The 13,052-nt window shown below is 42.6% G+C and carries 11 protein-coding genes; 9 read left to right on the plus strand and 2 right to left on the minus strand.

What is annotated here, in order from left to right; genetic code table 11:
* The first annotated feature begins 10 nt into the window (after nt 1-10).
* The 4 genes from KDJ85_RS09230 to KDJ85_RS09245 all read left to right on the plus strand — a co-directional run bounded on the left by KDJ85_RS09230 (nt 11) and on the right by KDJ85_RS09245 (nt 6,944).
* On the plus strand, nt 11-1,120 hold the full coding sequence (locus KDJ85_RS09230) for an ATP-binding protein (RefSeq protein ID WP_225819401.1): 1,110 nt from the start codon (nt 11-13) through the stop codon (nt 1,118-1,120).
* Nucleotides 1,121-1,189: 69 nt separating this feature from the next.
* On the plus strand, nt 1,190-3,736 hold the full coding sequence (locus KDJ85_RS09235; protein ID WP_225819505.1) for a DUF5682 family protein: 2,547 nt from the start codon (nt 1,190-1,192) through the stop codon (nt 3,734-3,736).
* Between the two features lie 2 nt (nt 3,737-3,738).
* Entirely contained in the window at nt 3,739-4,893 is a 1,155-nt protein-coding gene (locus KDJ85_RS09240) for a VWA domain-containing protein (RefSeq protein ID WP_225819402.1), read from the plus strand.
* Entirely contained in the window at nt 4,890-6,944 is a 2,055-nt protein-coding gene (locus tag KDJ85_RS09245; protein ID WP_225819403.1) for an SWIM zinc finger family protein, read from the plus strand. The genes KDJ85_RS09240 and KDJ85_RS09245 overlap by 4 nt, the downstream gene beginning before the upstream one ends.
* On the opposite strand, the gene KDJ85_RS09250 is transcribed toward KDJ85_RS09245, so the two are convergent.
* A complete protein-coding gene (locus KDJ85_RS09250) occupies nt 6,941-7,426 on the minus strand; it encodes a MarR family winged helix-turn-helix transcriptional regulator (RefSeq protein WP_225819404.1) in 486 nt (161 codons plus the stop codon). The two genes, KDJ85_RS09245 and KDJ85_RS09250, sit on opposite strands and share 4 nt — an antisense overlap.
* An 84-nt stretch (nt 7,427-7,510) precedes the next feature.
* On the opposite strand from KDJ85_RS09250, the gene KDJ85_RS09255 reads away from it, so the two are divergent.
* The 4 genes from KDJ85_RS09255 to KDJ85_RS09270 all read left to right on the plus strand — a co-directional run bounded on the left by KDJ85_RS09255 (nt 7,511) and on the right by KDJ85_RS09270 (nt 11,138).
* On the plus strand, nt 7,511-8,368 hold the full coding sequence (locus KDJ85_RS09255; RefSeq protein ID WP_225819405.1) for an EamA family transporter: 858 nt from the start codon (nt 7,511-7,513) through the stop codon (nt 8,366-8,368).
* 60 nt (nt 8,369-8,428) lie between these two features.
* Nucleotides 8,429-9,064: a DNA oxidative demethylase AlkB gene (gene alkB / locus KDJ85_RS09260; protein WP_225819406.1), complete on the plus strand. Its 636-nt coding sequence runs from the start codon at nt 8,429-8,431 to the stop codon at nt 9,062-9,064.
* Nucleotides 9,065-9,230: 166 nt separating this feature from the next.
* Nucleotides 9,231-10,256 (plus strand): threonine aldolase family protein, encoded by a 1,026-nt coding sequence (locus tag KDJ85_RS09265; RefSeq protein ID WP_225819407.1) that lies wholly within the window; start codon nt 9,231-9,233, stop codon nt 10,254-10,256.
* 120 nt (nt 10,257-10,376) lie between these two features.
* Nucleotides 10,377-11,138, plus strand: coding sequence for a DUF4184 family protein (locus tag KDJ85_RS09270; protein WP_225819408.1), 762 nt, complete (start codon nt 10,377-10,379; stop codon nt 11,136-11,138).
* Here the strand turns inward: KDJ85_RS09270 and KDJ85_RS09275 are convergent.
* Nucleotides 11,135-11,716 carry a TetR/AcrR family transcriptional regulator gene (locus tag KDJ85_RS09275; RefSeq protein WP_225819409.1) on the minus strand — a complete coding sequence of 194 codons (582 nt, stop codon included), beginning with the start codon at nt 11,714-11,716 and terminating at the stop codon, nt 11,135-11,137. The two genes, KDJ85_RS09270 and KDJ85_RS09275, sit on opposite strands and share 4 nt — an antisense overlap.
* A 109-nt stretch (nt 11,717-11,825) precedes the next feature.
* On the opposite strand from KDJ85_RS09275, the gene KDJ85_RS09280 reads away from it, so the two are divergent.
* Nucleotides 11,826-13,046, plus strand: a complete 1,221-nt coding sequence (locus KDJ85_RS09280; RefSeq protein WP_225819410.1) for an MFS transporter — start codon at nt 11,826-11,828, stop codon at nt 13,044-13,046.
* The last annotated feature ends 6 nt before the right edge of the window (nt 13,047-13,052 follow it).

The following is a 13,052-nucleotide window of genomic DNA, read 5'->3' on the forward strand; positions in this document are numbered from 1 at the left end:
GGATAACTCGATGAGTAACAAAGAAACAATAAAAGGCCATGTTCTGCGCGAAAGCGCAGAAATTCGCTTCGCTAAAGAACTGGAAAAACTCACGCAAACCGATAGTCATAACCCAAAACCACAAGGTTGGCTACGTTCACCACGCGCGGTTAGGCAGTTTATTTTAGGTGATGAAGCTCTGGGGATTACGCCGAAGTTTTTTGGGGATGATGCCTTAGTTGACCGTGCAATAGTGACCTTGTTAGGTAAACAGGGTCTGATGTTGGTCGGTGAACCAGGAACAGCAAAATCTATGTTATCTGAATTATTAGCTGCAGCAATCAGTGGTGATTCGGGCTTAACTATTCAGGGAACAGCAGGAACAACCGAAGACCACATTAAATACTCATGGAACTATGCATTGTTATTGGCAGAAGGGCCAACGGAAAAAGCGTTGGTTAGTTCGCCACTGTATCAAGGCATGTTGGAAGGGAAAATTGTGCGCTTTGAAGAGATCACCCGCTGCCCACCAGAAATACAAGATGTACTGGTTAGCTTAATGTCTGAAAAACAGATGATGATCCCTGAAATGAAAGACAATGCGAGGATCAGTGCTAAGCAAGGCTTTAATTTAATTGGAACAGCCAACTTACGTGACCGTGGCGTGCATGAAATGTCATCGGCATTAAAACGTCGCTTTAACTTCGAAACGGTGAGGCCGATTCAAGACCCTGCGTTTGAAATTGAGCTAATTAATAAACAACTTACCAGCGAACTAGGCGAGCTAAATGACTTGGTCACGGTGCCTGCGAATGTGATTGAATTATTAGTTACCACTTTCCAAGAGCTACGTTCAGGCAATACCAAGGATGGCGGCAATATCAAAACCCCAGATGCGGTGATGTCGACAGCGGAAGCGGTGAATATCGCTTATGCGTGTGCATTAGAAGCCCATTATTTGGGGGACGGAACGTTAAGTGCTGGTGCAGTCGCTCGTCAGCTAATTGGGGTTGTACTCAAAGATAATGCAGATGATATCAAGCGGATGCGTTATTACATTGATAATGTCGCACGAGAAAGAGCCAAGCAGAGCCCCGAATGGAAAGCATTTTTTGAGGCTTCCCGTCAGTTTTGGCAATAGGCTTGCTAGCGTGTCATGCATGGCGAGGCCTTTGGCTTCGCCCATATTTATCAATCAGGGAATATCACGGTGAGTTTGCCTTCCATACTTTTACCCGAACGGCTCGAAAAAGCATTGATGAGCTGGCAACAGCTTGAATCAGAAAATATTTATTTTGCTCCTGTTCGCCATCACAGCCCAGCTTGTGCCTACAGTACACTTTCGTTAATCGAACAAATTAAGCCTGATTATGTGCTGATTGAAGGGCCTGATAGTTTTAATGGGTTGATTTCAGGGTTGCTGCATCAAGACACACAACCGCCCGTTGCTATTATGGCGCAAACAGAAATTAAAGCAGACGCATTAAAGGGTGGAAGTGACACTGTCACACGTTCGGCTTATTTCCCATTTTGCGAATATTCCCCAGAATGGCAAGCACTTAAGCAAGGCTCACGATATAAAGCACAATTACAGTTTATTGATTTACCTTGGGCTGCGCAGGTTAATATTGATGAAACTGATGAAGGGCAAAGCCAAAGTCTGCAAAAAGAGCGTTATTTAGCACATAGCTTATTTATTGCACAGTTAGCAAAAAAAAGTGGTTGCCGTGACCATGATGAGCTTTGGGAACAACTATTTGAATTACGCACTTTTGAGCAGCTCACTGATTGGTCAACATTTTTTAAAGACAGTTTTATTTGGTGTGGGTTGGCTCGTTTAGATTATGAGCCTGAAGTCCTTGAATCTGAAGGCTCTACACAGCGTGAGTCCCATATGCAAGCTCATATTCAAAGCATTAAAACGAAGCAGCCAAACGCCAAAATTGTTATCGTGACTGGCGGATTTCATACCCTCTCGTTAATTGAAGGTTTAGCTGAACGGGCAACTCAACAATTTGCACTAACGGCGATAGCTAAAAAGCAGTTTGTAAAACAACAAAAAACTGCTGAAAACGAGAGTGCATGGTTAATACGTTATAGTGACGATAAGCTTGATGCACTAAACGGTTATGCATCAGGTATGCCATCTCCCGCATTTTACCAAAAAGTATGGGAAACACTATTGCAACAGCGCCAAGACCGTGAAAATGGCCAAGTTCGTCCAACTCAGATGTATCGAAATAAATTGGGAATTGCGTATCTGGCAAAGGTGGCGACTATTTTGCGTGAAAAGCAATTTGATGCGGCTCCTGGTTTTTTATCGGTAAAACTGGCCGCGGAACAAAGCATTCGCTTAGCGGCCTTTCGTGGGCATGCAGGGACAGGGCGCTATGATTTATTGGATGGACTACAAAGTGCATTTATTAAAGGCAGTCTTGATGAGAGCCAAGATGAACTTTGGCATGAAATTAAAACCTGCTTTTCAGGTTTTCGCCTAGGCCAAATCCCCAAGGGCACAACAACGCCGCCGTTGGTGGCACAAACCTATGAGATGGCAAAAGGGTTTCGCTTTAAGCTTGATGACACATTAAGTAAAATCAGTCGGTTAGATGTATATCGTAACAAGCAACATCGCCTACGCAGTCGTTTTTTACATTTATTGGCTTTTTTAGATATCCATTTTGCAAAGCACCTTTCTGGCCCAAATTTTATGTCAGGAAACCAAATGGATGTGTTATTTGAAGAGTGGCAATATGCCTGGACGCCGAATGTGGAAGGCGAATTAATTGCGTTATCAGAAAAAGGGACTCAGCTTAAAACGATCGCATTGAATCGTTTATTTGAAATGGAAAAAAACCTTGAACAACAAGGGGTCAGCCGTTCAAGCCAGAGTGCTGTGACATTATTAATGCAAGCGGCGATCATTGGTTTACATCAACGCATTCCTACACTATTTTCATTGTTAGATAGTTATATTCAGCAAGATACAAAATTCGAATCATTAGTGGCTTGTGGCCATAAGTTAGTACATTTATGGCGAGGCAGACAGTTCTTTGATATCGAAGAGAATTTTACGATTGAAGCTCGTTTGGATGCTTTATTGCAGCAAGTTTTTTATTGCTTTGAGCAAATTACTCAAGGGGATGAGCAGCAGCAAGAAGTGCATTTTAATGCGCTACTTTCATGCCGCGAACTGGTGACATTCACGCCTGAAATTAATAAAAACCACGATTATTATCACGATTTTTATCACCAGTTGGCTCGCTGTAAAGACCAATTAAACCATGTCCCTTTATTAAAAGGGGCCGTGGATGCACTGCGTTATTTGGGTGCGAAGACCGATGAAGAGACATTAGTTAACGAGGTTCAAAGCGCGTTTAGTGCAGGAAGTGACCCAGAAATCGCTATTAGCTATTTTATTGGTGTAATGCGCGCTGCCCCTGAATTAATTTTACGTATTCCACTCTTAATCGACTCTTTGAATGATTTACTCAGTAAATGGGATGAAAGCCGATTTATTCAGGTGCTGCCAGATTTGCGCTTTGCATTTAGCCAATTGACGCCAAAACAAAATGCACAAATGGCACAGCATGTTGCGCAAAACTTATCAATCGAAACTCAAGATTTGACACTGCGCCAAACAGAATTTAATGAGAAACAGATGCTGCAAGCATTGCAACTAGAACAACGGCTACAAAACCAGCTTGTTGAGCTTGGTCTACAACGTTGGTTCACTCACACGTCAGAGGCGAAATAACCATGAGCAAAAAAGAGACGCCATTGACGCCAGAACAACTGCAACTTGCTAAGCGCTGGCGTTTGGTATTAGGCCAATATGCGGATAACGCGCTGGGGCAAGCGGCATTCAGTGCAGAAGAGTTAAAAATCGAGCGCTCACTGGATTTTTTATATCGCCGTGAATATCAACGCCGTGGACTGCGACAAGAAGGTGGTCGTCACGGTTCTTTAGATGCATCGCAACTAACCGCAGTGAATTGGTTAAATCAAGCGCGGAAGTTATTCCCAAATAGTACGTTTGAACGCATGCAATCACAGGCGCTAGAGCGTTATGAAATCAGTAGCTTACTTAAAAATCCCGATGCCTTGAATTCCATGGAGCCGACTAAAGCATTAGCGAAAACCCTAATGAGCTTGCGTGGGAAAATGAACGAAGATACCCGTGATGCGGTGAAAAATATCATTCGCAAAGTCGTGGATGATATTCTCAGCCAAATGAGCAACCAGTTTCGCCAAGCATTAACTGGGCGGAAGAACCGTTTTCGCCGTTCGTTAATTCCAAATAGCCGTAATTTCGATTGGCGTGCCACTATTGCCGCAAATTTAAAAAATTATGATCGGCAAAACCAACGATTAGTCATCAAAACCCCGTATTTCAACTCACGTCAACAGCAGCACTTGCCGTGGGATGTGATTTTGTGTGTTGACCAAAGTGGCTCGATGGCCAGTTCAATTATGTATGCGGCAGTCTGTGCCAGTATTTTAGCAGCATTGCCAACGGTCAAGGTCTCACTCGTGGTTTTTGATACGCAAGTTGTTGATTTAAGTCATTTAGCTCATGACCCTGTTGAGGTTTTAATGACAGTACAATTGGGCGGTGGAACCGATATAGCCAAAGCGATGCAGTACTGTGAAAGTTTGATCCGTAACCCTAAACGTACGGTTATCAGTTTGATAAGCGACTTTGAGGAAGGAGGGGCACTAAATCATCTGCTTAACTGCACACAGCGCCTACACAGCCAGCAAGTGAAACTTTTAGGCTTAGCCGCGTTAGATGACGATGCATTGCCTGTTTATGATCCTGAAATTGCCCAAAAATTGGCAGATAGAGGCATGCATGTCGCGGCATTAACCCCTGAGCACTTTGCTCAGTGGCTGGCGGAGGTGATGCAATGAGTTGGAAAACCATTTATTACCAATATGATGACGATGCGTTAGCGGTGTTTGCAAATGTGGGGTTATTACGCAGAGCGCGCAAAGATTTAGAGAACCAAAAGGTTAATCCTAGGGATTTGGCTGCAGGGCAGTTTGACAGTGATGGGCAAGCGGTGCAGCTTGATGCTCAAGGTGTACAAAAAGCAACCTGTGATTGCAGTGCATCAGGTTGTTGTAAGCATATTTTGGCCGCGGTGCTTTGGGTTCAGAATAATGTGCCAGATGAAAATATTCAAGGTATGGAAGATAAGGGGGAGCTCAGTGAGCCAGAACCATTATTGCCTGAATTACTCGCATTAGAATCAACGTCATTGGTTAAACTCGTCTCTAAAGCCGATTGCCGATTAGCTCTGCGTTTGTTAGATGAATGGCAGGAGCGTGAACTCATTTTTGATGACCAATGTAACCAGTTAAGAGTGACGCTAACAGAATATGATGAGCCAATTATTTATCTGAAAGGCAGTGGTTTCCCAGGGATGATTTCCTCTGTGCCTGAAAAACAGAAAAAAGCGGTTCACCTTGCGGTGGTTGCCAAATTATTGATGCAAAATGGTGTGAATTGGTTGTGGCCTGATGATTTAGCTCCTGTAACAGAAAAAGCATTAGTGTTAACGGATGATGATAAAACCGTTATCGTCACCATTGAACTATTTATCCAAGATTTGTTACGTCAAGGGTTGTCACACATTAGCCAAAGCAGTGCCACACAATTACATTTATTGAATATGTCGGCGAAAGCAGAAGGCCTACCGCGTTTAGCTAATTATTTGAAAAGGCTGAGCCAGCAGGTGAAATTGCTCGCAGGTAAGCACTTTACGATGGATGAAGGGCAAGTTTTGCGATTAATCGCCGAAATTGCTGCCTATTTGCAGCAACTTTCAACCGCGAATGAAAATCAGCTTTTAGCTCTTAAAGGTTTGCAGCGCCGCCAATACACTGACCAAATATCGGTACTTGATTTAACGCCAATTGATGCGAATTGGTGGCAAACCCAAAACGGCGCAATAGGTGCGACGTTTAGTTTTTGGGATAACCAAGAGAAAAAAATCATTCAATGTACGCAAGGACGTGCAAATAATCTGGACCCGATGTTCAACCGTTCAAGCCTCTGGCAAACATTATCCATTTGGAAGCAAACTGCGGATAATTTGATGCGAACACCGTTTAAATTACATGATCCGCGGCTTTCGGATGAAGGTAAATTATCGGCCAGTGGCGACAGTTTTGCTGAAAAAAATAACCAAAAGCTGTTATCAAACGATGATTATCAAACGCTTCAAGGAGAGTTGGGGTTTACCCACTGGCAAGAGGCTAGTGAATTTCTTTCAAACTTATCCAGCGAAAATGTTTATCAACCTGTTATCCTACATCTCGCTGATTATGAACAGCTATATTGGAATGAGACTGAACAGTGTATTTTGTGGGCGGTATCTGATAGTGAAAAAAATAGGGCGTTTTTGCGATTAAATTGGGAAGGGAATGAAAACCATAAAATCGAAGAGTTACGCTTTATTACCAAGGAAAAGTGGCCTATTGCCGCAGTGAGTGCTCTGGTCAATCATACTTCACAAGGTATTCAGTTGGTGCCTAAAACATTATGGTTGAAGAAAGAGCAAGGTATTGAACTGTTTTACCTTGATTTTGAATCAATCCCTCGCAAAAAACAACGTTCAGGCTTTTTTAGTAAGATAATGGAATACATGGAGAAAAAGCAGCAAACGAGCAATACTTTTGTGCCTGAAGCAACGCTCGCAAGCCAATTGGTTCGTCCAGTTTTATCAATACTGGAAACCCAAGCTTGTACGGGAAGACAGCAGCTTTCTTCGTCCCAACAAACTGAAATTGGTTATGTCATACGTGTCCTTGAGGATTTGGGCACGTTATGGTTAGCTAACCAGGTCAAAATGCTAACGGTTTCAGGCAATATACCCCCTGAAAGCCTATTGCGATTGGTATACCTATGCGACAGATTTGAGCGTTTACAAATACCGCAACCCTTTCAATTTGCTTAAGATTCAAATGTTGCGAGAAATGTCCGTAATAGTTGGTTGAGCGCATGTTGCTCTTCCAACGTCAATTTAGCGACTAGCCTTGCTTGGTTTTGCGTGTGAGCTTCAATGACTTGATTAATCAGATTCAGCCCTTCCTCAGTCAGTGACACTAAAAAGCCACGGCCATCATCTGGGTTGGTATGACGGGAAACTAACCCTGCTTTTTCCAGTTGATCAATACGATTTGTCATAGTTCCTGACGTGACCATTAGCGTAGCAAGCATCTCCCCTGGGCTCAGGGTGTAAGGCGCACCAGAGCGCCGCAAAGTTGCAAGCACATCAAAACTTGACCGATTAAGGCCAAATCCAGCGAAGACTTTTTCCATTTCACGGGTGAGATGATAGGCAATATTGCCTAACCGACCAATTAACCCCATTGGGCTAATGTCGAGATCTGGGCGCTCACGTTCCCATTGTTCAGTGATTTTATCGATTCTATCCATAAGTAAATAATGGGCGTTATTTATCTTGACGTCAAGGTAAATAAAAACTATCTTGACCTCAAGATAAATATTGAGAGTCAAACTATGAATCGCTATGTTGTTTTATGTTTCACAGCGTTAGCCCCCATTGTGTGGGGAAGCACTTATCTCGTTACAACTGAAATGCTACCTTCGGGCTTGCCGTTAACGTTGGCTGTTTTGCGTGCATTACCCGCAGGATTATTACTGATACTCTTTTTGCGCCAGTTGCCATCAGGGATTTGGTGGTTGCGCGTCGCCATTCTAGGGGCGTTGAATTTCTCACTGTTTTGGTGGTTATTATTTATTGCGGCTTATCGTCTGCCAGGTGGGGTTGCCGCAACTGTTGGCGCTGTGCAGCCGTTAATTGTGCTATTTTTAAGTCGCTGGTTATTGAGTAACCGTTTATCAAGTGTTTCTGTCATTGCCTCACTCAGCGGAATTGTTGGTGTGGCGATTTTGCTATTAACACCAACGGCTGCCCTAGATTGGGTAGGAGTGATGGCTGGGTTGGCAGGGGCATTTTCAATGGCTGCGGGTACAGTGTTGAGCCGCCTTTGGCAACCTCCCGTTAGCGCATTAACCTTTACGTCGTGGCAATTAACCGCAGGTGGCTTAATTTTATTACCTTTTGCCTTGATTTTTGAACCTGCATTACCTGCATTAACATCTGTGAACATTGTCGGTCTTAGCTATTTAACCTTAATTGGTGGGGCGTTAACATACGCATTATGGTTCCGCGGATTGGCGTTATTAGGGCCGAGTTCAGTCGCATCTTTAGGTTTCCTTAGCCCTGTTAGTGCTGTGGTCTTAGGGTGGTTTTACCTAAATCAGCAGCTGAGTACTTTACAATTTATTGGCATGATAGTGATCTTAGTGAGTGTTTGGGTGAGCCAGCGTGCCGAAGCACGTAAAGTACGGTGAAGTGGTATTTAATTGCGTATTATGCAAATTACCTTAGTTAAATTAATGAGATAAGCGCTTATGTTATTTTCTGATGACGAAAACACGATTGAGATAGCCCCTGATGCCTTCTTGCTAAAAGGTTTCTTACTGGGGAACAGTAAGGTGTTATTACAATCATTAAATAATATTTTTTCGCTATCCCCATTAAGAAATATGGAAACCCCTGGTGGGTATCGCATGTCAGTCGCGATGAGCAACTGTGGTGAGTGGGGTTGGGTGACTGATAAAACAGGGTATCGCTATACTAAAAGTGACCCTGTCACTAACAAGCCTTGGCAGCCGATGCCTGGGATCTTTCGCCAATTAGCACAAGACGCAGCAGAAAGAGCGGGTTTTCTGGGGTTTGAACCCGATGCATGCTTGATTAACCGTTATGCAGTTGGGGCTAAAATGTCGCTTCATCAAGATAAAGACGAAGCGGATTTTTCACAGCCGATTGTTTCGTTTTCATTAGGGTTGCCCTGCGTATTTGATTTTGGCGGAGCCACACGTGAAGCGCCTAAAATAACCCTAGCATTGGAACACGGTGATGTGTTGGTTTGGGGGGGAAAGTCGCGTTTAAATTACCATGGTGTTCGAACCATCAAAGCGGGTGAACACCCATTGTTGGGGCCGTACCGCTTTAATCTGACATTTCGTCGCTCACAAAAATAATGGGTTAATCATGTAGGGGCTTTTGCAGCCCTTGCTGGTGACCGTCAGTTTGGAATAATGATTAAAACATATTAGGGCGTTATAAAAAATATCATTGAATAATAAAATAGTTATCTTTATAACTATTGGCTAATTATTACATAATAGAAATGGCTTAGGTGAATTAATGTACAGCTTTACAAATGATTATAATGAAATTGCACATCCCGAAGTGATGAAAGCATTGAATGATTTAGCAGGGAAACGTTTTACAGGTTATGGTACAGATGGTCTATGTAAGAAAGTGGCAGATCAAATAAAACAACGTATTGGCCAGCCGAATGCAGATATCCATTTTTTTAATGGTGGAACGATCACCAATTTAACGACGATTTCTCATATTTTACGTCCACATCAAGCCGTTATTTCCGTTGTTGGTGGCCATATTGATGTTCACGAAACAGGGGCGATTGAAGCGTCAGGGCATAAAGTCATTACGGTAGAGTCTGCTTCGGGTAAGCTTACGCCTGCTCATATTCAAAAGGTACTGGCCGAGCACCCAGATGAACATTCGGTTCAACCTAAATTAGTTTACATCAGTAACTCTACTGAAATCGGCACGGTGTATCGCAAAGCCGAATTGGTTGCTTTGCGTGAAATCTGTGACGCCCACGGTTTATTGCTATTTATGGATGGCGCACGGTTAGCATCTGGTTTGATGTCCACCGTGAGTGACTTAACCATTGAAGATATCGCACAACTAACGGATGTTTTCTATATTGGTGGAACAAAAATTGGCGCACTAACTGGGGAAATATTAGTGCTTTTAAACCCAGCAATAAAATCTGATTTTCGTTATAGCATTAAGCAAAAAGGTGGGTTGCAAGCCAAAGGCTGGTTATTAGCCGCGCAGTTTGAAGCATTATTTAATGATGATCTTTATTTTCAGTTAGGCCGACACATTAATGATACAGCAAACCAGCTTGCCGATTTCTTTACAGAAAAAGGATTCGACTTTTTAGCGCCAGTGGAATCAAACCAAGTCTTTGTGATTTTACCTAATTCACTGAGTGACAAGGTATTGAGTCATTATGTGGTCAGTAAAGTTTGTGAACCAACAGCAGATACAACGTGCTTACGTTTTTGTACCTCTTGGTCAACAACGTCACAAGATATTGAAAAGCTAAAACAAACTTTTAATTCATTAATCTAATTTTCCTTAGATATATTGCCCGCATGAATTTGTGGGCAAATCTTTCCGATTTCTCGCATATCGTTTTCACAATTAAAACGGCACTATCCTGATATCTATTTAATTGATCCGGTCGCAAGTATGCCTTGGACGTTTTCCCATCCTGCGGTGGTTTTTCCCATTAAACAGGCCAAATATTTTCGCTGGTTAAGTCTGCCCGCACTTATTTTAGGTAGCTTGAGCCCAGATTTATTCTATTCGTTGACGTGGTACCACGCTGCATCAGTGGCACATGACTCTATTGGCTGGTTTTATACTGGGTTACCGCTATGTATATTAGTTTATTGGCTAACGCAAAAAATGGCACCAGTACTGAATAGAATAAGCCCTTTTATTATTCACACTATAAATGCACCATCTGTTCGACAAGGGTTAATTGTTGTTATTTCCTTGTATATCGGGGCATTAACTCATATTGTTTGGGACAGTTTTACGCATGAATCTGGGGCATTTGTCCGGGAAATCTCATTTTTGCAAATGAAATTATTTACGATGTCTGATAGCCAAGAAATTGCTTTTTATAAATTATTACAGCACATTGGCTCGGTGGGCGGTTTAGCCTACCTGTGTTATCAATACTTTCAATTTCATCGTACGCAGCCCCATGAAATTAAAATCGAAAACAATAAAAAGTTAAAGCGATTAATCGTGCTTGGTGGCCTTGCATGCATATTGACGCTACCTTTGGCCTATTGGTTAACGCCAAAGGCAAATGGCTTTAGTTTCAATCGGTTTGTTTATTTAGAGTTAACGCTAACGGTTCCTGTATTTTTGATCATCGTATTGATCTTCGCATTTAGGCTCAATGTCCTATATCAACAAAATAGGGTGGATAGCGATTAGTTTTTTCGTAACCCATCAATAATTTTATCAATCGAATGAATGCTTTGTTGTAAGCGTTCTTGGCTATTGGCTTGAGAAATCCAATAAGCCGATTCGGCAAGTCCACCATTGATTAAAAAGGCTAGGGCACGAGTATTAACATTGCTAATAATTTGCTTGCTCATTAATTCTTGTAACAAGAGATCGACTTGCTCAGTACATTTAAGGTTTGATTTTGCAAGGTCTTCAGCAACAACGGATTTGGCATCTCGTAAGATAATCTGTTGATAGTCAGGTTCTAACGCCATTTCTAAATAGGCATGACAGCGTAGGCGGAAGTTATTCCAAAGGTCAGTGGAATTGGCAGAAATTTTTTGTAATCGGCCATTCATTTGGTTATCAATTTGTTCGACAACAGCTGTAAATAAGCCTTTTTTATCGCCAAAATGATGATAAAGGGCACCTCGCGTTAAATCAACGCTTGCCGCAATTTCATCCATGGAAGTTGCAGCAAACCCCAAACGGCTAAAATGTTCCCGTGCCGTGGTTAATAAAATCTCGCGGGTCTCTTCCATTTGAGCTTGAGTTCTTCTTGCCATAAAACCTCTTACAAACACTGAATATAGTTATTTACATACACTGTGTATGATTATATCATCATTATACATACTCGTTGTATGTATAATGAATTTATCACATGGAGCTTACATGCTAAGTCGCTATCAAGAACTCTTTCACGCTGAAGGAAGCCAACGCTTTGTTGTTGCAGGGTTACTGGCTCGTCTAGCGTTACCGATGATGGGCATCGGGATTATCACTATGCTGGCACAATTAAGGGATAGCTATACTTTAGCAGGGTTAATATCGGCAACGTTTGTACTTACTTACGCATTATTATCACCACAAATTTCCCGATTAGTTGATAAATTAGGGCAGTATCGCGTGTTACCCGTGGTCACGCTTATTAGTTTATCTGGGGTTTTGTTGCTCGTCGCAACAACGTGGTTTGCATTGCCCGATGCTGGGTTATTTATTGGTGCATTTTTAGCAGGTGCCATGCCCAGCATGTCTGCCATGATTAGGGCACGGTGGACGGCATTGTATAAAGGTCAGCCCATTTTACAAACGGCTTATTCCCTTGAAACTGTTTTTGATGATGCGACATTTATTGCAGGGCCTCCACTGTCTGTGGGATTGACGGTTGTTTTGTTTCCACAAGCGGGCTTATTGGTTGCCGCTGTTTTATTGTTGTTGGGTGTGATACTCCTAGTACAACAACGTAGTACGGAACCCAATGTTGTCGTACATGAAACCTTATCACCGAAGCAAAAGCCGATTTTGTCGATGATAAGCTTACAACTGCTGATCGCATTAATGATTGCATTAGGGATCATTGTTGGGTCAGTGGACATCTTAAGTGTCACACTCGCGCAGTTACAACAACAACCTGCGGCGGCAAGCGTAGTCTTGTCAGCTTATGCCATTGGTTCTTGTGCAATGGGGCTTGTTTTCGGGGCGCTCAATCTGAAAATATCGTTACCGCGTTTACTGGTTATTAGCGGGTTAATGACATTCTTATCTATTGTACCGATGTGGTGGGTGAGCGGCGTTTATTCCCTTGCAATTGTGGTGTTTATTTCAGGTTTATTCTTTGCACCAACAATGATTATTGCGATGTCATTGGTGGAAAATATCGTTCCACTAAATCGGTTAACAGAAGGGATGACTTGGTTACTCGCTGGGCTAAACATTGGTGTGGCTATTGGTGCCATGATGACGGGGAAAATGGTTGATACTTATGGGCTGAACGCAGGGTTTCTCGTGGCAATTGTTGGGGGCACTTTGGTCGTGTTGTCCACCGCATTAAGTTACGTCCAACTCAATGTGCGACAAAAAATGACGAAAACGTGTGAAACCGAGTGCCTATAGTACTAA

The sequence above is a fragment of the Providencia vermicola genome (assembly GCF_020381325.1).
Lineage (GTDB): Bacteria > Pseudomonadota > Gammaproteobacteria > Enterobacterales > Enterobacteriaceae > Providencia > Providencia vermicola.